The sequence below is a fragment of the Kribbella caucasensis genome, from assembly GCF_004361855.1.
In the GTDB taxonomy this organism is placed as follows: Bacteria; Actinomycetota; Actinomycetes; order Propionibacteriales; family Kribbellaceae; genus Kribbella; species Kribbella caucasensis.
The window spans coordinates 184,846-204,462 of the sequence record NZ_SNWQ01000010.1 but is presented as its reverse complement, the minus strand read 5'-3'; the positions used below and the strand labels follow the sequence as shown (position 1 = coordinate 204,462).

The 19,617-nt window shown below is 67.3% G+C and carries 20 protein-coding genes and 1 pseudogene; 12 read left to right on the top strand and 9 right to left on the bottom strand.

The window, feature by feature from the left end; all coding sequences use genetic code 11:
• Positions 1-46 precede the first annotated feature (46 nt).
• Genes EV643_RS21770 through EV643_RS21760 form a run of 3 tightly spaced genes read right to left on the bottom strand, consistent with a single transcriptional unit; the run spans position 47 to position 3,095 of the window.
• Entirely contained in the window at positions 47-838 is a 792-nt protein-coding gene (locus EV643_RS21770; protein ID WP_133801949.1) for a DeoR/GlpR family DNA-binding transcription regulator, read from the bottom strand.
• Between the two features lie 41 nt (positions 839-879).
• On the bottom strand, positions 880-1,884 hold the full coding sequence (pdxA, locus tag EV643_RS21765; RefSeq protein ID WP_133801948.1) for a 4-hydroxythreonine-4-phosphate dehydrogenase PdxA: 1,005 nt from the start codon (positions 1,882-1,884) through the stop codon (positions 880-882).
• Positions 1,881-3,095 carry a four-carbon acid sugar kinase family protein gene (locus EV643_RS21760; RefSeq protein WP_133801947.1) on the bottom strand — a complete coding sequence of 405 codons (1,215 nt, stop codon included), beginning with the start codon at positions 3,093-3,095 and terminating at the stop codon, positions 1,881-1,883. Before EV643_RS21760 ends, pdxA begins: the two co-directional genes overlap by 4 nt.
• Before the next feature lie 223 nt (positions 3,096-3,318).
• Between EV643_RS21760 and EV643_RS21755 the strand changes: the two genes are divergently transcribed.
• From EV643_RS21755 to EV643_RS21715, 9 genes are read left to right on the top strand one after another with little or no spacing between them, the layout of a single operon-like run.
• On the top strand, positions 3,319-4,944 hold the full coding sequence (locus EV643_RS21755; protein WP_133801946.1) for an ABC transporter substrate-binding protein: 1,626 nt from the start codon (positions 3,319-3,321) through the stop codon (positions 4,942-4,944).
• A gap of 3 nt (positions 4,945-4,947) precedes the next feature.
• Complete coding sequence (locus EV643_RS21750) at positions 4,948-5,883, top strand: ABC transporter permease (protein ID WP_133801945.1); 936 nt, start codon at positions 4,948-4,950, stop codon at positions 5,881-5,883.
• Positions 5,880-6,773, top strand: coding sequence for an ABC transporter permease (locus EV643_RS21745; protein WP_133801944.1), 894 nt, complete (start codon positions 5,880-5,882; stop codon positions 6,771-6,773). The genes EV643_RS21750 and EV643_RS21745 overlap by 4 nt, the downstream gene beginning before the upstream one ends.
• Positions 6,773-7,618: an ABC transporter ATP-binding protein gene (locus EV643_RS21740; protein ID WP_133801943.1), complete on the top strand. Its 846-nt coding sequence runs from the start codon at positions 6,773-6,775 to the stop codon at positions 7,616-7,618. The genes EV643_RS21745 and EV643_RS21740 overlap by 1 nt, the downstream gene beginning before the upstream one ends.
• Positions 7,615-8,457 carry an ATP-binding cassette domain-containing protein gene (locus EV643_RS21735; RefSeq protein ID WP_133801942.1) on the top strand — a complete coding sequence of 281 codons (843 nt, stop codon included), beginning with the start codon at positions 7,615-7,617 and terminating at the stop codon, positions 8,455-8,457. Before EV643_RS21740 ends, EV643_RS21735 begins: the two co-directional genes overlap by 4 nt.
• A complete protein-coding gene (locus EV643_RS21730) occupies positions 8,454-9,395 on the top strand; it encodes an aldo/keto reductase (protein WP_133801941.1) in 942 nt (313 codons plus the stop codon). The genes EV643_RS21735 and EV643_RS21730 overlap by 4 nt, the downstream gene beginning before the upstream one ends.
• 14 nt (positions 9,396-9,409) lie before the next feature.
• Positions 9,410-10,180, top strand: a complete 771-nt coding sequence (locus tag EV643_RS21725) for an HpcH/HpaI aldolase family protein (RefSeq protein ID WP_133801940.1) — start codon at positions 9,410-9,412, stop codon at positions 10,178-10,180.
• The gene (locus EV643_RS21720; RefSeq protein WP_133801939.1) at positions 10,177-11,367 is read left to right on the top strand and encodes a sialidase family protein; all 1,191 of its coding nucleotides are present in this window, start codon (positions 10,177-10,179) and stop codon (positions 11,365-11,367) included. Before EV643_RS21725 ends, EV643_RS21720 begins: the two co-directional genes overlap by 4 nt.
• Entirely contained in the window at positions 11,357-12,040 is a 684-nt protein-coding gene (locus tag EV643_RS21715) for an SDR family NAD(P)-dependent oxidoreductase (RefSeq protein WP_133801938.1), read from the top strand. Before EV643_RS21720 ends, EV643_RS21715 begins: the two co-directional genes overlap by 11 nt.
• 451 nt (positions 12,041-12,491) lie before the next feature.
• Here EV643_RS21715 and EV643_RS21710 read toward each other — a convergent pair whose 3' ends face one another.
• Positions 12,492-13,013, bottom strand: coding sequence for a cupin domain-containing protein (locus EV643_RS21710; RefSeq protein WP_133801937.1), 522 nt, complete (start codon positions 13,011-13,013; stop codon positions 12,492-12,494).
• 74 nt (positions 13,014-13,087) lie between these two features.
• On the opposite strand from EV643_RS21710, the gene EV643_RS21705 reads away from it, so the two are divergent.
• Both EV643_RS21705 and EV643_RS45770 read left to right on the top strand, forming a co-directional pair.
• Complete coding sequence (locus tag EV643_RS21705) at positions 13,088-13,693, top strand: TetR/AcrR family transcriptional regulator (RefSeq protein ID WP_133801936.1); 606 nt, start codon at positions 13,088-13,090, stop codon at positions 13,691-13,693.
• 165 nt (positions 13,694-13,858) lie between these two features.
• Positions 13,859-14,096, top strand: a pseudogene (locus tag EV643_RS45770) (transposase); the annotation flags it as partial.
• A 103-nt stretch (positions 14,097-14,199) separates the two neighbouring features.
• Here EV643_RS45770 and EV643_RS21700 read toward each other — a convergent pair.
• Both EV643_RS21700 and EV643_RS21695 read right to left on the bottom strand, forming a co-directional pair.
• Positions 14,200-15,156, bottom strand: coding sequence for a carbon-nitrogen hydrolase family protein (locus tag EV643_RS21700; RefSeq protein ID WP_133801935.1), 957 nt, complete (start codon positions 15,154-15,156; stop codon positions 14,200-14,202).
• A gap of 145 nt (positions 15,157-15,301) precedes the next feature.
• Positions 15,302-16,123 carry an alpha/beta fold hydrolase gene (locus EV643_RS21695; protein ID WP_133801934.1) on the bottom strand — a complete coding sequence of 274 codons (822 nt, stop codon included), beginning with the start codon at positions 16,121-16,123 and terminating at the stop codon, positions 15,302-15,304.
• Positions 16,124-16,646: 523 nt separating this feature from the next.
• On the opposite strand from EV643_RS21695, the gene EV643_RS21690 reads away from it, so the two are divergent.
• Positions 16,647-17,126, top strand: a complete 480-nt coding sequence (locus tag EV643_RS21690; RefSeq protein ID WP_238165709.1) for a DUF4383 domain-containing protein — start codon at positions 16,647-16,649, stop codon at positions 17,124-17,126.
• A gap of 216 nt (positions 17,127-17,342) precedes the next feature.
• Here the strand turns inward: EV643_RS21690 and EV643_RS21685 are convergent, their stop codons facing one another.
• From EV643_RS21685 to EV643_RS44225, 3 genes are all read right to left on the bottom strand, one after another.
• A complete protein-coding gene (locus EV643_RS21685; RefSeq protein WP_238165708.1) occupies positions 17,343-17,918 on the bottom strand; it encodes a hemerythrin domain-containing protein in 576 nt (191 codons plus the stop codon).
• A 494-nt stretch (positions 17,919-18,412) separates the two neighbouring features.
• Positions 18,413-19,030: a hypothetical protein gene (locus EV643_RS21680; protein WP_133801932.1), complete on the bottom strand. Its 618-nt coding sequence runs from the start codon at positions 19,028-19,030 to the stop codon at positions 18,413-18,415.
• A gap of 366 nt (positions 19,031-19,396) precedes the next feature.
• Positions 19,397-19,549 (bottom strand): hypothetical protein, encoded by a 153-nt coding sequence (locus EV643_RS44225; protein ID WP_166665520.1) that lies wholly within the window; start codon positions 19,547-19,549, stop codon positions 19,397-19,399.
• Between the last annotated feature and the right edge of the window lie 68 nt (positions 19,550-19,617).

Here is a 19,617-nt window from a genome sequence, read left to right as displayed (position 1 = left end):
AGGCCCCGGGACCGAGGTTCCCGGGGCCCGATCGTGGGTCAGCAGGTCAGTCTGCCGACGCTTGGATCGCCGGGACGAGGACGACCTCGATTCCCTTGTCCTCGAACCTGCGGACCTCGGCGGGCGGCGCCGAGTCGTCGGTCACCAGGGTCCAGCGCGGCGGCATCACCGCCCACGCGTGGAAGGGTCCCTGGCCGAGCTTGGCGCCGTGTGCGAGGACGTAGACGTGATCGGCCCGGCCCATCATGAGCTCTTTCAGCCGCGTCTGCTCGAGATCCTTTTCGTTGATTCCGCGGTCGACGCGGACCCCGTCGGCGCCCATGAACGCACGGTCGAACGACATCCGCTCGAGCGAGGCCTCGGTGAGCGGTCCGACGAAGGACTGGCTGATGATCCGCAGCCGCCCGCCCAGCACGATCACCTCGATGTTCTCGGCTTCGGCCAGTACGTCGAGCGCGGTCAGGGCGGTTGTCGTCACGGAAAGGTTGGTGAAGCTGGTGAGTTCCTGAGCCAGCGCGGTCGTGGTCGATCCGCCGTCCAGCAGCACGTTCTCACCGGGCACGATCTGGCGAGCGGCCCAGGCCGCGATCGCGCGTTTGGCGTCGTACGCCTCGCCCAGGCGCTGACGCAGCGACGCCTCCGGATGCGGCTCCAGACTCAGCGCGCCGCCATAGGTGCGCGCGAGTTTCCCCTGCGCGGTCAGCAGGGCAAGGTCGCGCCGGATCGTCGAGGGCGTGACGCCGAGCCGCGCGGACAGATCCTCCACGTTGGCCAGCCCATCGGACGCGGCCATCCGGACGATCTGCTCGCGTCGCGCCCCCGACTTCTGCCTGCTCACGCTTCGCACCCTACCCAAGAAGATGACGCAGCCAAGGAAGATCAGCCCGCCACTCGCTCCGGAGCCATCTCGACCGCGAGCCGGAGTGCCTCGATCATCGATCGGTGGTCGGCGATGCCTTTGCCGGCGATGTCGAACGCCGTACCGTGGTCGACCGACGTCCGGATCACCGGCAGCCCGACCGTGACATTCACGCCGGCCTCGAGTCCCAGGATCTTGACCGGACCGTGACCCTGATCGTGGTACATCGCCACCACCAGGTCGTAGTCACCACGACCGGCCAAGAAGAACAGCGTGTCGGCCGGCAGCGGACCGTGAACATCGATCCCGTCGGCCTGGCACACCTCGACCCCTGGAGCGATCTTCGTCTCCTCCTCGCCCCGTCCGAACAGGCCGTTCTCACCGGCGTGGGGGTTGATCCCGCAGACACCGATCTTCGGCGCCGCGACCCCCGCGTCGACCAGGGCCTGGTGGCCGCGCCGGATGGTGCGCTCGACCAGCCCGGGTTCGATCCGGTCCACCGCGTCGATCAGGCCGATATGCGTGGTGACGTGGATGACCTTCACCTTGGGCGTCGACAGCATCATCGACACCTCCTTGGTGCCGGTGAGTTCCGCCAGGAGCTCGGTGTGGCCGGGGAAGATGTGCCCGCCTGCCTGCAACGCTGCCTTGTTCAGCGGCGCGGTGCAGATCGCCTGCACCTGTCCGGACATCGCGAGCTCGCTCGCCACCCGGATGTAGTGGTACGCCGCATCTCCCGCGACCGCGGACACCGCACCGAACGGCAGATCCGGCGGCAACAACCCCAGATCGATGACATTGATCCGTCCCGGGGTGAACTCCGCCTCCCCCACAGTCTCGATCGCGACGATGTCGGGTTCGAGACCGACGATCCGCGCGGCCTGCCGGAGTCGCTCGGCATCCCCGATGACAACGCAGTGCGCGGCCGCCGAGATGGTGGGGTCGAGGAGCGCTCGGACGATGACCTCCGGACCGATGCCGGCGCCGTCGCCCATCGTGACGGCGATCTGGGGGGTGCTGCTCATATCGGCTCCTCGGGTACGGGTTCGGTGAACAGGCTGGCGACGAGATCGGCGAGCGAAGTTGGGCTGCCGAAGCTGCCGGGACGGGTGGCCACGAGTCGATCACCGGCTCGGGAAAGCACTGCCCCGCAGCGCTCCGCGACCGGCGTCAGGCGGTCGATGCCGAGCAGATCCAGGACCCCGCGGGCAGTCTCACCACCGGTGAGAACGAGAGCGCGGTGATCCGCGGCCGCGGGCTCGACGGCCTGTGCCAGCGAGGCAGCCAGTTGTGGTGCAAGCTCAGGCCGTACGCCGGCGTCTCCGGCCAGGCTCACCACCGCGCACCGGGACCCTCGGACTCGGGCCGTGATGTAACGACGTACCCCGCGCGGATCACGCAGCAGGGCGTGGGGGTCGAGCCGCAGTACGACGTCAGCGGCGGCCTCCAGCGCGGTCAGCTGGACGGACAGCGAGGGAGCCGCACTGCCGACCACAACCAGGACGGCCTCCGCCACGGATGGTGCCGGGGCAACCAACTCCGGGCCGTCGGCGGGGAAGGCACGTGCGGCTGCGCCGGCGAGTGCGCCTGACCCAACCAGCACCGGCCGCTCACAGACCAGGCGCGCGGCGGCGTGGACACCGTCGAGGTCGTCGTCGGACTCGGCGTCACAGACGGCGACGAGCCCCGCCGCGCCGGTTTCCGCGAGTGCCTTGGCCAAGATCTCACCGCCCTCGCGAACCGTTGCCAAGGGCACCAAACAGGTATCCAGCGGCGCCAACGCCTCCGCGACGGAGCGCGGCGCGGGCCGGTCCTCGGCATGCCACAATCCGGTCTCGTGCAGGGGAACGCCGGCAACCCGCAGGACTCCGTCGACCACGACCCGACCGGCGACCGGCAGAGCCGTCGCAACGATGGGGACAACGCCATACAGATCCCGCAGGGCACCCACTTCGGCGGCAAGGTTGCCGCGCAGGAGCGAATCGACCTTCTTGAGGATCGGCACACCGCCGCAGGCCGCGATCGCGGACCGCACTGAATCCGCCGCTTCCGCCGGGCTCTGTCGCCGGGAGTTCGTGTCGACGGCGATCACACGGTTCGTGGATCGCGAATCGACCACGGGAGGCCGGTGCGCGGCGTACAGGCCGACCGAGATACGCATTGTGCGCAACAAAAAGGCGGCGGCCGACTCGGCCGCTCCACTCAGATCGTCCGCGACGATCGCCAGCTCCGGCATCACCCCTCCCTTCGCCGATTCCAAGAATGCCCTGCGTTGACAGGCCTTTCGCTGTCCGAGCGCAGCACTGAGGACGCCAACCGGACGACCTGTCCAGGCAGCCGCCTCAAAAGATCAGATCACGCAAATGACGCTACAGCTATTGCGCAGAACACGCAAGAATGTCATCTTGTGGAAACGAGCCCGTCACCGGGCGCCCCTGGCAGACTTCAAGGAGAACGTCATGTCCGACATCGAGAAGTTGGTCGATACCGCCGAGTCGGGCACGGGGGTCTCCCGACGGGCGATCCTGCAGTTCTTCGGCATCGTCGGCGCGAGTACGGCGCTCGGATCCGCTGTCACTGCCTGCGCCGGTCCGCAGAGTTCGGGTACGACGAGCGGAGGCGGCGGCTCAGGCACCGGCGGGAAGCTCAGCATCGTGCTCAACCGCAACCTGGTCAGCCTGGACAACAAGCTGAACCAGTACGACGCCGCCGTGACCGTGCAGCGCGCGGTCCGGGAGGCGCTGACCCGGATCGGCTCGGACCTGAAGCCCCAACTGGTGCTCGCGGAGAAGTTCGAGCTCACCTCGCCGACCGTCTGGACGGTGAAGCTGCGCGGCGACATCCAGTACTCCGACAAGTCGCCGGTCACGGTCGAGGACGTCGAGACCGCGCTGAAGCTGTACTTCCAGGTCAAGGCCGGGTACGTCGCCTCGCAGTTCCCGGAGCAGCCCACGTTCGCCAAGGTCGACGACAAGACCTTCACGCTCACCACCAAGAAGCCCGTGGTGACGCTGGACTCGCTGATGTCGAACATCCTGATCACGCCGGCCAACGCCAACAAGGCCGAGGAGCTGCGCGAGGGGATCGGCAGCGGACCGTTCACGGTCGCCTCGGCCGACTCCGGCACCGGCACCTACCGCCTCGTCCGCAACGACAACTACTGGGGCGAGAAGGCCCTGCTCGACGAGGTCAACGTGTCGTACCAGGAGGAAGAGGGCGCCCGGGTCATCGCGATCACCTCCGGCCAGGCCGACGTGATCGACACGATCACGCCCGAGTCGGCCACCGCGCTCAAGAAGAAGAACGACATCGAACTCGTCCAGGAGCCCGGCACCCGGCTGATCCACCTCTTCTACAACTTCCGCAAACCGGCCGGCCACCCGCTCACCAACCCGAAGGTGCGCGAGGCCCTCAGCTACGCCGTCGACCACGAATCGTTGATCTCCAGCCTGATGAACGGACTCGTCTCATCCGCGGAGGGCGTCGTACCGAAGACCCTGTCCGGCTTCGCGAAGACCGGCGGGTACACGTTCGACCCGGCGAAGGCGAAGTCGATGCTCGCCGCCGAAGGCGTGTCGAACCTGAAGCTGACGTTCATCTGGGAAGAGGCGGAGTTCGCCGGCGCGGCCCGGGTGATGGAGGCGCTGGTCGGCATGCTCGGCGACGTCGGCGTGAAAGTGACACTGAAGGAGATCCCGAAGGGCGGCGACATCAACACCTGGCGGCGTGGTGAGGCCGGTGACTGGGACGTGCTCGGCAACGGCTACGGCAACCAGACCGGTCTGGCGATCACCAATCTGCAGGGCCAGTACGCCGGTACGGCGGCCAAGGAGAAGACCCGCGACACGTACCACGGCTTCGTGTTTCCCGACGTGACCACTCTCCTCGACCAGGCGAGCAGCGAGCCGGACGCCGGCAAGCGGGACGCGTTGCTCAAGCAGGCACAGGACAAGATCTGGGCGCTGTGGCCGGCGATGTGGGCGTGGACGCCGGACAACGTCCTGGCCAAGCGGAAGCGGGTCACCACCCTCGAGCTGTCGCCGACCAACTCCTACGAACTCTCGAAGGTCAAGGTCTCGGGCTGAGCCATGCCGCGCTACTTTCTCAGGCGTCTCGGCCAGACCGTCCTGACGGCCTGGTTCACGGTGACGATCGTCTTCCTTCTGCTCCGGCTGGCGCCCGGTGATCCGGCTGCGAACTACGCCCCGCCGAACCCGACCAGCGAGCAGTTGGCCGCGGTACGGCAGGAGTTCGGGCTCGACCAGCCGATCCTGTCGCAGTACCTCACGTATCTGGGCAACCTGCTGCAGGGTGACATCGGTACGTCGTTCCAGTTCCGGCAGCCCGCGTTGCAGGTCGTGATGGACCGACTGCCGTACACGATCACGCTGGCAGTCGCGGCCATCGCCGTGACCGCGGCGGTCGCGATCCCGCTCGGCGTGTGGATGGCGCGCCGCGGCAACACCGCTCCCGAGCTCGGGGCGAACATCGCCACCATCGCCGGCCAGTCGATGCCGGACTTCTGGATCGGCTTCGTGCTGCTGATCGTGTTCGCGGTGAACCTGCAGTGGCTTCCCTCGTCCGGGTTCAACTCGATGACCGCGATCGTGCTGCCGTGCCTGACCATCGTCGTACTCCAGGTGGCGCTGATCTCCCGGCTGGTCCGTCGCGAGATGGGCGTGAACCTGGCCGCGCCGTACCTGACCATCGCCCGATCCCGCGGGGTCTCCGAGCGCCGGCTGACCTGGGGCTACGCGTTCGCGAACTCGTCCATCCCGGTCGTCACCGCGCTCGGCACCCGGTTCGCCGCGATGCTCAACGGCGTGGTCATCGTCGAGGTCGTGTTCAAATGGCCGGGTGTCGGCGAACTCGTCGTCGACGCGCTGTCGCGGCGGGACTTCCCGTTGATTCAGGCAACGGTCCTGGTGACCGTCGTCCTCGCCCTGCTGGTCCAGCTGCTGGTGGACCTGCTCTATCCGCTCATCGACCCCCGGGTCCGGCTTGGTCAGGAGGCCCGCCGATGACCGATGCGGCCGTACCGTCAAACGTTGGCCGGCGGTTGCTGCGCCGATCGGCCGCCGCGCGCAAGGCCCGCTACAGCACGATCAAGATCTGGCTCGGTGCGATCTGCGCCGGCATCGTGATCATCCCGGTGGCGCTGGCCCGCGTGCTGCCGCTGCCCGACCCGGTGCACGGCGTACTCAAGGAGACCTCGCTGCCGCCGTTCAGTCCGGGACATCTGCTCGGCACCGACCCCAACGGCCGGGACCTGCTGTCCCGCATCCTGCACGGTGGACAGACCTCGTTGCTGATCGGACTGCTGGCCATCGCATTGTCCGGAGTCCTCGGCATCGCGGCCGGCGCCGCCGCGGGGTACTTCGGCGGCTGGGTCGACACCATCGTCTCCCGGCTGCTCGAAGCGCAGCTGTCGTTGCCGCTGCTGCTCATGCTGCTGCTCGTGGTCGCGCTCTTCGGCCCGTCCGTGCCGGTGATCACGCTGGTGATCGCGATCGCGCAATGGCCCGAGCCGGCCCGGCTCACCCGCGCGTTGGTCCTGGTCGAACGCGAGAAGCCGTACGTCGCCGCCGCACAGGTACTCGGGCTCGGACGGATCAAGATCATCGTCCGCCACATCATCCCGAACATCCTGTCGCAGAGCCTGGTCGTCGTCTTCCTGCTGCTCGCCCAGGCCGTGCTGCTCGAGAGCGCCCTGAGCTTCCTCGGTGCCGGCGTGCAACGTCCGTACCCGACCTGGGGCGGCATCATCTCCGACGGCCGTGAACTCTTCGTCACCGGTGCCTGGTGGCTCGTGACGATCCCCGGCATCGCGATCGCGCTGCTCGTGCTCGGAGTCAACCTGCTCGGCGACGGCCTGCGCGACCGGGTCCGGCGGGCGAAGGCGGTGACCGGCTGATGCCCATCCTCAGTGTTCGTGACCTCACCGTCGATCTGATGACCGCGGCCGGAGTGATCCGGGCCGTCGACGGGGTGGCTTTCGACATCGACTCCGGCGAAACCGTCACGATCATCGGGGAGTCCGGTTCTGGCAAGTCGACGACAGCGATGGCCCTGCTCCGGTTGCTCCCGGACGATCTCGCCGTACTCACCGGCCACGCGGAACTCACCGGCAAGGACGTGATCGGGACGCGCAAGCACATCAACGGACTGCGCGGACGGACGGTGGCGTTGGTCCCGCAGGACCCGATGACCGCGTTGAACCCGATCGCGACTGTCGGCCGGCAGATGGTCGAGGCGATCCGGTTGCGGCATCGGTGTGGCAAGTCGGACGCGGGCCAGCGTGCGCTGAGTCTGCTCCGGCAGGTCCACCTGAGCCGGCCCGAGCAGCGCCTGAAGCAGTACCCGCACGAGCTCTCCGGCGGCATGCTCCAGCGCGTCCTGATCGCGATGGCGCTGTCCGCCGAGGCCGATCTGATCGTCGCCGACGAACCGACCTCGGCCCTGGATGTCACCGTCCAGGCCGGCATCCTCGATCTGCTGTTGGAGATCCAGCAGGAGACCGGTGTCGGCATCTTGCTGATCACCCACGATCTCGGGGTCGCGCGGCTGATGAGCGACCGCATCCATGTGATGCAGTCCGGCCGGTTCGTGGAGAGCGGTCCCGTCGAGGACGTGGTCGATCGGCCGCAGCACGAGTACACGCGCAAGCTGCTCGAGGCGATCCCGAAGCTCGGCCCGTGGGACGACACCGACGTACCGACGGCTCGGAAGCTCGAGCTCATGAATGGAGGGGCGTCATGACCTTGCTGGAGGTCTCCGGTCTGGTCGTGCAGTACGGCGAACACCGGGCCGTCGACGACGTGTCGTTCCAGCTGGATCGCGGTGGATCGCTTGCCCTCGTTGGCGAATCGGGCTCCGGGAAGTCCACCATCGCGCGTGCGCTGGTCCGTCTGATCCGACCCTCGGCCGGTTCGATCGTCTTCGATGGGGTCGATCTGACGACCCTGTCCGAGCGCCGGTTGCGGCCACTGCGGCACCGGATCCAGATGGTGTTCCAGGACCCGTACGGCTCGCTCGACCCGCATCTCGACGCCCAGCACATCGTGGCCGAACCGATCGCGGTCCGCGGCGAACGATCTCGCCGTACCCGGGACAAGCGTGCGGCCGAACTGCTCGACCAGGTCGGGTTGCCGTCATCGGCGCTGACCCGCAAGCCGCACGAGTTCTCCGGCGGCCAGCGGCAGCGGATCGGCATCGCGCGAGCGCTCGCCTCCGAGCCGGACCTGCTGGTTCTGGATGAGGCAACGAGTGCTCTGGACGTGTCCGTCCAGGCACAGGTTCTCGAGATCCTGGCCACGCTGCGGGCCGAGCAGGGGCTGACCTACCTGTTCATCTCGCACAACCTCGGCGTCGTCGGAGCTGTCACCGAACAGGTCGCCGTACTGCGGTCCGGCCAGATCGTCGAGCAGGGTACGACGGCCGACGTACTGCAGCGCCCACAGCACGAATACACACAACGGCTCCGGCGCAGCGCACTCGAACCAGCGCTCATCTCGGGACGCAAACCCCGCGAAGTCGTCCGCGCCATCGCAGCCGCCCGCGCGGCCGAAAGTGCGGCCGAAAGTGCGGCCGCCTCATGACGCGCCTCGTGCTCGGCACTATGACCTTCGGCGACACGGTCGACCTCGACTGCGCGCGATCGATGGTCGATCTGGCGGTCGCGAACGGCGTCACCTCGATCGACACCGCCAACGGGTACGCCGGTGGCCGGAGCGAGGAGATGCTCGGTGAGATCCTCCGCGGCCGCTCGGACGATGTCACGATCGCGACCAAAGCCGGTATCTACCCCGGTGACGCCGGCGGCCGGCCGCTCCTGTCGGGTCAGGGAATCCGGTCGTCGCTCGAAGCCAGCCTGCGCCGTCTCGGCACCGACCGGGTCGATCTCTTCTATCTGCACCAGCCGGATCGGTCGGTGCCCCTCGAGGAGACCGCCGGAGCGTTGGCCGACGCCGTACGGGACGGACTGATCGGCGCGATCGGCGTGTCCAACTACGCCGCCTGGCAGATCACCGACGTGTCCACCGCGTGCGTGGCTGCCGGTGCGCCCCGGCCGGTCGTCGCGCAGCAGCTGTACAACCTCGTCGCCCGTAGGATCGAGACCGAGTACGTCGAGTACGCCACGACGCACAGCCTGGACACGATTGTCTACAACCCACTCGGCGGCGGGCTGTTGACCGGACGGCACTCGTTCGACGACACCCCCGGTGAAGGCCGTTTCGGCTCGTCGGCGTTGTCTCAGATGTACCGGGATCGCTATTGGAGCCGTCCGCTCTTCGACGCCGTCTCGTCGTTGTCGACCATCGCGGCTGATGCGGGCCTTACGCTGCCGGAGCTTTCGCTGCGGTGGTTGCTGTCTCGCGATGTCGTCACCGCCGTACTGCTCGGCGGTTCCAAGCCCGAGCAGCTACTCAGCAACATCGCCGCCGCGCAGCAAGGCCGCTTGCCGGAGGACGTCCTCGACGCCTGTGACGAAGTTGGCCGCGTGCTGTCCGGTCCCATGCCTGCTTACAACCGATAACACTTGGAGAGCCCTTGCCTGTAACTGCCCGTTCCTTCACCGACAAGCTTCGCCGCCGCGACCGCGCCCTCGGTTACTGGGTCGTGCTCGACTCCCCCGTCTCCACCGAGCGCATCGCGCGCCTCGGCTACGACTACGTCTGCATCGACGCCCAGCACGGACTCATCGAGTATGCCGGGATCCTGCGTGGGCTCACCGCCATCGACGCGGGCGGGAGCTCGGTCGGCGTGGTCCGGGTCGGCGCGAACGATCCGTTCCACATCGGCCAGGCGCTCGACGCCGGTGCGGCCGGAATCATCGTGCCACTCGTCAACACAGCCGACGACGCGGCGCGAGCGGTCGCGGCTGCGACGTACCCTCCTGGTGGTGTCCGTTCGTACGGGCCAATGCGGTCGATGTTGCGGGTCGGACCGAAGCCCGCCGAGGTGAACGCGTCGATCGCCGTACTCGCGATGATCGAGACCCCCGAGGGCCTGGCGAACGTGGAGAGCATCTGCGCCGTGCCCGGTCTCACGGGTGTGTATGTCGGTCCTTCGGATCTCTGCTTGGCCGTCGGTGGCGCGTTTCCCGGCGACCCCGCGGTCGCGGAGGTGTTCGAGTCGGCGCTGGAGCGGGTGCGGACCGCGGCGAAGGCCGCGAACGTTGCCGCAGGCATCCATACCGCTCACGGCTCGGTCGCTGCACAAAGGCTGGCCGAGGGGTTCACCTTCGCTACCGTCTCCTCGGATCTCGTGCACCTCGATCAGGCGGCGGCCGAGCACTTGCGCGTGGCGGGTGACCGATGAGTGCGCTCGAGCAGCTGGCCACGGATGGCGTCGTACGCGAGCGAGCGGACGGGCTCGGTGAGGCGTTCCTGCCGACCGAGACCGTTCAGTCGCATGCGGCACAGCTCGCCTTATTGCCTGGTGGTGATCTGGGATGCGTGTGGTTCGGGGGGACGCAAGAAGGCGTCGCGGACATCAGCGTGTGGTTCTCACGGCTGGCGCCGGGCGGGGCGTGGAGCAAGCCAGTGCGACTCAGCGACGACGACACCCGCTCGGAGCAGAACCCCGTGCTGTTCCCCGCGCCCACCGGCGAACTCTGGTTGCTCTACACCGCGCAGCACGCCGGCGACCAGGACACCGCGGTGGTCCGGGCGCGAGTCTCCGCCGACAACGGTGTGACCTGGGGACCGATCCGGGAACTGCTCAACTCACCGGACGGCGGTGTCTTCGTTCGCCAGCCGATCGTGGTCCTCTCGAGCGGGCGATGGCTGCTGCCGACGTTCGCCTGCGTGCGGATCGAAGGCCACAAGTGGGCAGGCGATCGGGACACCAGCAGCGTGTGGTTCTCCGACGATCAAGGCGCGTCGTGGCAGGAGGTGCCCGTGCCGGATTCCACCGGATGCGTGCACATGAACATCGTGCCGGGTGAGCGACTCACGGCGTACTTCCGGAGCCGCTGGGCCGACAACATCTACCGCAGTACCTCGACAGACGGCATCACGTGGGAACCGCCACGGCCGACCGAGCTCCCGAACAACAACGCATCGATCCAGGCCATCGCCCTGCCCGGCGAACTGACCGCGATCGTGTTCAACGACAGCAGCCGGGCCGACGCGGTCGCGCGCCGGGTCTCGCTGTACGACGAAATCGACGAGAGCGGCATCGTCGAAGGCTCGAAGCCGCGGGTGCGCGAGGTTGAGGATGCCACCGAGCGAACCGCCTTCTGGGGAGCACCACGGGCACCGCTCAGTCTCGCCGTCTCCCGCGATGACGGACTGTCCTGGCCAGTCCGGCGGGTGCTCGCGGACGGCGACGGCTATGCGCTGTCGAACAACTCGCGCGACGGCCTGAACCGCGAACTCAGCTATCCCTCGGTCGTGGTCGACGACAGCGGCGACCTCCATGTCGCGTTCACCCATCACCGCCGGGCGATCCGCTACCTCCACATTCCGGCCGCAATCCTCCAGGAACATCTGAATGCCGGCTGACCGCACAGCCGTCGTCAGCGGTGTCAGCTCCGGGATCGGGCGGTCCGTCGCGGTACGCCTGCTCCAGGACGGCTGGACCGTGATCGGGCTGTCCCGGCTGCGGCCGGACTTCGACGGTGACGGGTTCAGCTGGCGGCACTGTGATCTCGCCCAGCCGGACAGCACCGCGACCGCGGTCGGCGACATCGGATCCGTGCATGCCCTGATCCACGCGGCCGGCTTCCAGGTCAGCGGCCGGCTCGGCGACCTCGATCCCGATGACGGCAGCCGCATGTACGCCGTCCACGTCGACGCCGCGATCCGCCTCGCCAACGGCCTCGTCAGCAGGATGACGGATGGCGGTCGCATCCTGCTGATCGGCAGCAGGACCGCCATCGGCGTCGCCGGCAAGAGCCAGTACGCCGCGACGAAGGCCGCCCTGCGCGCCCTGGCGCGATCCTGGGCAACGGAACTCGTGCCCCGGCGAATCACTGTCAACGTCATCGAACCCGGCCCGACAGACACTGCCATGCTCGCCGACCCGGCCCGAGCGGCGACGCCACCCGTCGTACCACCCCTCGGCCGCCTCATCCACCCCGAAGAAGTCGCCGCCCTCGCCCACTTCCTCCTCACCGACAGCGGCGCCATGATCACCGGCCAACACCTGACAATCTGCGGCGGCGCTTCCCTCTAGACGCCCCATGCCCGTCACACAACGTAGCCCAAGTTGCACACCAGCCACCGACCTGAACGTCTCCACCTGCACCCCAAGGGAGTTGTATCTGTGCCTCGGGACCGCTCACCCGTTTACGCACCTCAACCAGCGCGCCCTGCCGCCAAACCATGACGACAGACGCACATCGGGATCTGGCAAAACCCAGAGGCTACAAGGCATTTCGCGAACTAACCACAATCGGCGATCAATCCAGATCGGAAATCAGCGGATTCGGGGTTCGAGATAGCCGCTCCCACGGGCTCAGACGTTGAGGTTGAGGCGTGTTGTTTAAGGTGCGTGTCCCTCGTCGGACACGTGGGGGTTCATGTCCCTAGTACTACAGCCGTAGATCGTGATCGTGTTCCTGTCGAGCAGGTAGTCCATCGCGAACGGGTGTGGGCCGCCTGGCTTGCGTCCAGGCGGCCCCGGACTAAGGCGTCGGCATGGAGAGCTGGTAGCGCTGGATGACGTCCGCGAACCATTCGGGTTCCGCGATTGGGACCTCGTAGCGGTTCGCGAGCTCGACGATCTTCGACATCTCTGCTTCGCCGCGCTCGGTCAGGCCGACGACCGTCCGGAAGAGCTCTTCGAGTCCGGCAGGCGAGATGATCTCGATCATGCGCGCCGGCGTCGGCCCGGCGTTCCACATCGCGTGGACCTCGCCGCGCGGCTTCACGATGTATCCGCCCGGGCCGAGCACGATCTCCTTGTCCTCGGACCGGAAGCCGATCTCGCCCTCGAGCACGATGGAGATCTCATCCTCGCGGTGGTGGACGTGGGGCGGGACGAGTCCGCCGACCTCGAAGGGGTGTTCGACGACGGCGAGGGCGCCACCGGAGTCGACACCGTCGATCTTGAAGATCACCCCGACGCCGGGCATCAATCCGCCGCGCCGACCTTCACCGGGCTGGACAACCTTGACGGTCGTGGCCGCTACAGTCCCTGCACTCATGCCGCACCTCCATTTGGCTGACACATGCGTACAATGAAGCAGCAGCGAAGCGCCCTGTCAAGATTGGCTAACATATGTGTTCAGCGAACATAGCGTCGCCACGCCCATACCGGAAGACGAAGCGTGCGCTCACCGAAGCCGAGACCCGGCAACGAATCGTTGAAGCGACGGTCGAGCTCCACGAAACGCTCGGCCCCGCGCAGACGACCATCAAGGCCATCGCCGAGCGCGCGGGCGTGCAGCGTGCCACGGTGTACAACCACTTCCCCGATCTCCAGGTGCTGTTCGAGGCGTGCAACGCCCACTACTACGAGCGGCACCCCATGCCCGACCCGACGTCGTGGGTCGGCATCGCCTCACCCAACGAGCGCTTGCGCGTCGCGGTGCGCGAACTGTATCGGTGGTACGAGGAAACGGAGGCGATGCTCTCGGTAGGCATCCGCGATATCGATGCTGTCCCGCCGGCGGCCCGCGAGGCGTTCGTCGGATACTTCCGCCACGTCGCTCGTTCACTGATGACGGGACGCCGCGAGCGAGGTCGGGTGCGCGTGCGCACGGCGGCCGCCGTCGGCCACGCGATCTCGTTCGTGACATGGCACTCGCTCGTCCGGGAGGGATCGCTCACGAGCGAAGAGGCTGCCGATCTCATGGAGGCGATGGTCGGCGCGGCGGCGGGATGACGGCTTCGTGTGAGCGAGCGTCGTGACGATGGGCACAAGCACGGCTTCTGAGAATTGCCCTGGCCCAGGCACTGCGCCTGGGCCGCCCAGTACTACAGCCGTGGATCGTTGCCTTGGCTGATTCGCTTTCCTGGTAAGGGATCTGGGATCGGCGTGGCTGTGTGACGCGAGAACTGCTGGAGCCTGGCCGAGCATGCCGGCCATGGCTCCCCGGACCGGATACAGCACCTGCTGGGTCGGGCGAGCTGGGACCACGAGACGGTCCGGGCCGAGGTTGCCGCCTACGCGGTGGAGAATCTGGCTGATGGGATGGAGCCGGATCTGGTGACGCCGGTGTTTCGACGAGACCGGTGACGCCAAGAAGGGCCGGCGCACCGTGGGCGTGCAACGGCAGTACTCCGGACGTAACCGATTCAACGATGTTGCGTTGCGTTGCAACCTGACTCGGTCGGGCGATCTGCCCGGGGGCTTTGCCCACCCGGTGTGACAGCGTGGATCGCGGCTGCTCAGCCGTCGTCGAGGTTGTTGCGCAGTGGGGTGACGACCGGCCGTGGTGCGGTGTCGACGGCGAGCCGGAACACGTCGGGCCGGTTGTAGTGGCCAACCGGGTCGAACAGCCGCCGCGCCGAAAGCACCTTCGTGAGATCCAGTTCGGCAACCAGGATGGTCTCGGCGTGCCGGGCCGGTCCGGCTAAGATCTCCCCGTTCGTGCCGACGATCACCGTGTTGCCGGGTTCCACCCAGTCGGGGTCGTCCGGATCGGTTCGCCACACTCGCTCCCGGTCGGGGAAGTCTGCCGGGATCTGGTCGACGCGCAGGCACGGATTCACACCGATGACGTAGCAGCGGCCCTCCCGGGCTATGTGTCGCATGGTCGCGACCCAGCCGTCACCTCTCGCCAGCGTTGGGGCCACCCAGATGTCGACACCTTGGGAGTACAAGTAGAACCGAGCCAACGGCATGTAGTTCTCCCAGCAGATCAGCCCACCGATGCGCCCGAAGGGTGTCGGGTAGGTGTCGAGCATCGAGCCGTCGCCCATTCCCCACACGGTGCGCTCCGAGCCGGTCGGCATCAGCTTGCGGTGCTTGCCGAGGAGGTTGCCACTGGCATCGAAGTACAGCAACGTGTTGTAGATCGTGCTCCCGGTCGGCTCGCGCTCGTTGATCCCGATGACCAGATACACGCCCGCGTCCCGGGCGGCCGCCCCGAGCCGATCAGTGGCCTCACTCGGTACGACCACGGCCTGATCGGCGAGCATCGCGAACCACTGCTCGTCACCGTCCCAGATCGGCGGTCCGTCGATCCAGATCGGCGTACCGGGCACAAATGCCTCCGGAAACACGACCAGGTCGGCCGCCCGTACCGCGGGGTCGACCAGCAACTCCTCTACCTTGGCGAGCGTCGCCATGCGATCCATCAGAACGTAGCTCGCCTGCACCGCCGCCACCGTCAACGTCGCCATCTCGCCCCCCTCCGATCTCGACGATACGCCGAACGGCGCGGGCAGGTGCGCATCACAGCCGATCATCGGCTGCTCGGGACCGCTCGCGGCGCGCCGGATCGATTGTCGGCGTCGTCGCCTACTCGTGAAGAGGATGCGCGGTGTCTCAGCGCAGGAAGGTGAGTACGCGGCGCGCGAACTCCTCCGGAATCAGGTCGATCGCGATGTGCTGCTGGCCGTCCATGACGGTGACCCGCGCATCCGGAAGGGCAGAGGCGACGGTCTCGTAGTCGGCCTGCATCGCGGGCGGGCTGTCGCCGCCGACCATGAGCAGCACCGGCACCGTGATCTTCTTCGCCTCCTCGGGATCGAAGGCTCGCGCGCCATGCGCCTGGTCCTCACGGGTGATCGTGTGCGCCGCGGCGATGCGTGCCTGCCAGGCGGGCAGGGCGCGATACCGCTCGAACTCGTGGTCGGGCATTCGCACGATCTCGCGGAAGAACACCTCCAGCACGCGCTCGCGCTCGCCCTCGGCCAGCAACGCGTCCATCCGCTCCTCAAGCTCCGGCGGGATGGCCAACGCGGCAGGGTTCGGGGCGGGCCAGCCCTCGTACAGCACCAGCTTGTGGATGTTCGAGGTCAGCGTCGCCGCGCCGAACGCGCAGAACCCACCGTACGAGTGGCCGAGCAGGTCGACCGCCGAACCGGAGGTCTCGGCCACGGCGTCCACCACGGCGGCGACGTCCTCGAACTCGCGCACCCCGTCGTACTCGGCCGCGTCGCCGCTGCCACCTCGGCCGCGGCGGTCCATGGTGTGCACCGTGACGTGCGGCTCCAGATACTTCAACACGGGCGCCCAGCGAGTGTGGTCGGCCGTCGTGCCGTGCACCAGCACGAGCGGCGGCCCGTCACCGCTCGTCCAGTAGGCGATCTCGGTGCCGTCGCGGGAAACCACCCGCGTGATGGTGGGTACGTCCGTACGTGTCATGGCAACCACTCCTTCGTTCAGTGGTGCCACGCTCCCCTGGCGGCTACAGAGCCCGCATCGGTAGAGCTACCCATCCTCGTTCGCGCGGCGGGCGGCGCTCATTCGCCAACGGCGCCGAAGCAACTCAATCGGGGGCCTGCACGAGACCCACAAACCCGCAGAGCGGCTGCCCGGCCAGCGCGGCTCAGACGTTGAGTGGGCCTGACCGCCGAGGTGCCCGCTGCCGGGCCGTCTGGATGACGTAGACGCCGATCGATGAGTCGATGCCGATCCCGAGCACCGCTCGCGGCAAGCGCCTCCATGCCCAGCAACTCATTCAGAGTCGCCCTCGCCCCCGTGCTGCCATCACTGACAGTCACGTTAGGACGAAGTGGAACTGGGTACCGAATATTCGTCTCTTCGCATCCGCTCAGGAGCGTGGACGGAACGAGGATGATCAGTGCCAGGCTGAACGCACAGACCGCAGGGCACTGGCCATCCCCTTCCCGAGCACAAAGGGCAGGAGATCCTCACCATGTCCCACATGAACACACGGACCGGGGCCGCTACACCGATCCAGAAGGCTGCCGTCGTCGTATCAATCGCCTTCCTTGTCGTCGGTGTCCTGGGCTTTGTCCCCGGCATCACCACGAACCTCGACGACCTGACCGTCGCCGGCCACGAGACCGACACGATGTTGCTCGGGTTGTTCCAGGTCTCCATCCTGCACAACATCGTCCATCTGCTCTTAGGTGTGGTGGGTCTCGCCATGGCTCGTACGGCGTCCAGCGCCTACCTCTTCCTCATCGGAGGCGGCCTCGTCTACCTCGCGCTGTGGATTTACGGCCTGGTCATCGACCTGGACAGCAGCGCCAACTTCGTCCCGGTCAACACCGCCGACAACTGGCTCCACCTAGCCCTCGGCGCCGGCATGATCCTCCTCGGCCTGGCCCTCGGCCGTCGCCGCCAAGCCAAGACCAGCCCAACGACGCCCGCAGACAGCACACCATCGCAACCAGTCTGAAGGGACTTCACCATGCTGGGTCCAGCGCAAGCCACGATCACCGACCCGCCCGAACCACCAGTCACCCCACACCCCCCGACACCACCGGATCCACCGACACCTCCAGGCCCGCCAGGTCCGCTCGAACCACCACCGCCCGATCCGGTCGAGCCGATGCCGGATCCCAAGTAAGGTCCCACGATCCCGTACGACGCCCTGTCGCGGACTGGTTCCGCGTCAGCACCGGTCCCGGCCGGTGAGAGCGTCTCTGAGCCTGTCGATCATGCCCACGCCTGGTCCGAGGATGAGATTGGCCGGTGGTTTGTCCGGTGCCGACGGATGCGGTCGGGTCGGAGCGGACTCCTTCGCTCTGACGACCATACGTCCCAACTCCTGCAGTCCCTCGGCGCCGCAGGCCTCCCGTAATGGAATGAGCACCTGCTGCTCCTCGTCCACCACGTGGTGCCTGACTTCCGCGATCACCCTGCCGACCAGGTCATCGAACTGTCGATCCGTAGCATCGACGCCTTCGAGATCCTTGAGGATGTGCTCGACCTCAGCGTGCTCAGCAATCGCCCGATCGGCAACGTCGTCGCCATCGGCAAGCACTCTGCGTGCCGCCGGGTACATGTACATCTCCTCGGCCACCGCGTGACGAACCAGCTCGGTCGTCAGGTGATCGGCCAGGTCCCGCCGATGCTGCGGCGTACCTTCGCCCAACTGCAGCTGGGCCAGGATCAGCTCGATCTCACGGTGATCCTTCGTGATCACACCGACCAGATCGTCCTGGGCGGCCGACGGCATGGTCGCCATCGCTCCTCCTAAGGTGTATCCACGACGTCGAGGCGCGACGCCCCGAGATCAGCTTGTGGGCTTCTGCCTCTGCGGCTCCGCGCGCTCCTTCGGCTCCGGCGGTCGATTCTTTGCCTACCACCCGACCGACGAACGACCCGCTTCGACCGTTGCCGGTCGTCGACTGGATGTTGCTGTCCGGATCGCCGCCCCGGGGCGGCCGGGGCTGGCTCGACGAACCCTTCAGACGTTCGAGCCAGCACGCCGGCCACCGGATCTCCGGTTTCCGCGGGGCCCTGATGTCAAACATCGAGCAGGCGGCGAGCATCGGGCCGACCGGCGCTGACATCTTCCTCCGCGAGGCTCAAGAGCTCGGTCTGAGGTCGTAGGTATCGCGGGCAGCGAAGGCCGCCGGGTTGACGACCGGTGGATCCGGTTGCCAGATCGTTGCCATCCTCAAGCAGCTGGGGATCGCTCATTCATCATCGGCGCGACAGAGCCGCGCTGCTACTAACTCAGCTGCCTGTTGGTGACTCAGGTCCACTGTCAGAGAGGAAGCGGCTGGGATCGCCGGCGGCACTGGCGTTGGAACTGAGCCAAGCGTTCAGGCCCTCGGGATCGCGACGTTCGAGCTCGTCCAAGCACCGCTGGCGCTCCATCACGATGCGAAGCCGCGCGGCGGGTGTCACAGCCTGCCGCAGGGCCTCGTAACTGTCGAGCCACTCCCGACACAGTTGCGCCGTATCCACCAGCGGCCCGTCATGATCCCCCTGTGGACGCCGGGATCGGATCATCCGACGCCCGTACCAGCGGACAGCAGCAGGCGACACCAGCCCAAGAAACAGCGCCAACCAGACGATGCCCACACCCAAGATGGCCGCAAGACCCACGGCCGCCACCACCGTCGTCGTTGCTGCGATGACGATGACAACGAGCCCACCGCGGGTAAGCCGCGGTGCACTGCCGACCGCATCTCCCGGCTGGTAGCCGACCACCGCGCAAACCACGGCAATGAAGGTCAGCAGCCCAAGCGCCAACAAAGCATCTCCCGGCAACACGATCACCGCGGCCGCGACACCGACAGCACCGAACACCCAGCACACGGCACGCCAGGCGTTCCGATAGATCAGCACGGCAGACCCCAAGGCTCACGTTGGCCGGCGAGGTTTCAGCTGATTGCTGACGTCCACCAAACCCGGCGGCACCGGGCCTTCCCACCAGTTGTAGTAGTAGCGATCCGTCGGGTACGTCCAAGGATCGATCATCGTCAACCCCTCTCCAAACATTCGGTACCCGTGGCTTGGCCCACCCATGCGGTCCGCGGAGGAGGCCCCGGGCTGCCGTCAGGGCTGGATTTCGCGCCCAAGGGGGTCAATGGGATTGGGCTCCGTCGCCCGGCCAGGATCGGTCTCTTCCGGGATGCCCAGCGGTTCCACCGGGTTCGGCTCAGCTGTCATCCCCAACCGGTAGCCAGCGCCGCGCGCACCCAAACCTGCTTGTCACGAATCTCCACGTCCACCGGCCAGGAACTCCTGGAGCTTGGACTTCACGCCTTCCTTGATGACGTCGACGCGGTCGGAGTCGCCGCGGACGATCGATTCCAGGGCCTTCTCCAGCTGGTCCCAGGTGGCGTGCGGCGGGATCGGCGGCACGGCGGGATCAGATCCTCCGGCAAGGTCCCGTCCACGGTCACCGAGATGGCGCGCGACGGGATCGCGAC

Coding starts and splice junctions, on each gene's coding strand:
- EV643_RS21750 (WP_133801945.1), top strand. CDS start 4,948: ATGCCGCGCTACTTTCTCAGGCGTCTCGGCCAGACCGTCCTGACGGCC.
- EV643_RS21700 (WP_133801935.1), bottom strand. CDS start 15,156: ATGGCGACGTTGACGGTGGCGGCGGTGCAGGCGAGCTACGTTCTGATG.
- EV643_RS21740 (WP_133801943.1), top strand. CDS start 6,773: ATGCCCATCCTCAGTGTTCGTGACCTCACCGTCGATCTGATGACCGCG.
- EV643_RS21710 (WP_133801937.1), bottom strand. CDS start 13,013: ATGAGTGCAGGGACTGTAGCGGCCACGACCGTCAAGGTTGTCCAGCCC.
- pdxA (WP_133801948.1), bottom strand. CDS start 1,884: ATGAGCAGCACCCCCCAGATCGCCGTCACGATGGGCGACGGCGCCGGC.
- EV643_RS21755 (WP_133801946.1), top strand. CDS start 3,319: ATGTCCGACATCGAGAAGTTGGTCGATACCGCCGAGTCGGGCACGGGG.
- EV643_RS21685 (WP_238165708.1), bottom strand. CDS start 17,918: ATGGCGACCATGCCGTCGGCCGCCCAGGACGATCTGGTCGGTGTGATC.
- EV643_RS21715 (WP_133801938.1), top strand. CDS start 11,357: ATGCCGGCTGACCGCACAGCCGTCGTCAGCGGTGTCAGCTCCGGGATC.
- EV643_RS21720 (WP_133801939.1), top strand. CDS start 10,177: ATGAGTGCGCTCGAGCAGCTGGCCACGGATGGCGTCGTACGCGAGCGA.
- EV643_RS21735 (WP_133801942.1), top strand. CDS start 7,615: ATGACCTTGCTGGAGGTCTCCGGTCTGGTCGTGCAGTACGGCGAACAC.
- EV643_RS21760 (WP_133801947.1), bottom strand. CDS start 3,095: ATGCCGGAGCTGGCGATCGTCGCGGACGATCTGAGTGGAGCGGCCGAG.
- EV643_RS21695 (WP_133801934.1), bottom strand. CDS start 16,123: ATGACACGTACGGACGTACCCACCATCACGCGGGTGGTTTCCCGCGAC.
- EV643_RS21730 (WP_133801941.1), top strand. CDS start 8,454: ATGACGCGCCTCGTGCTCGGCACTATGACCTTCGGCGACACGGTCGAC.
- EV643_RS21745 (WP_133801944.1), top strand. CDS start 5,880: ATGACCGATGCGGCCGTACCGTCAAACGTTGGCCGGCGGTTGCTGCGC.
- EV643_RS21690 (WP_238165709.1), top strand. CDS start 16,647: ATGAACACACGGACCGGGGCCGCTACACCGATCCAGAAGGCTGCCGTC.
- EV643_RS21705 (WP_133801936.1), top strand. CDS start 13,088: ATGTGTTCAGCGAACATAGCGTCGCCACGCCCATACCGGAAGACGAAG.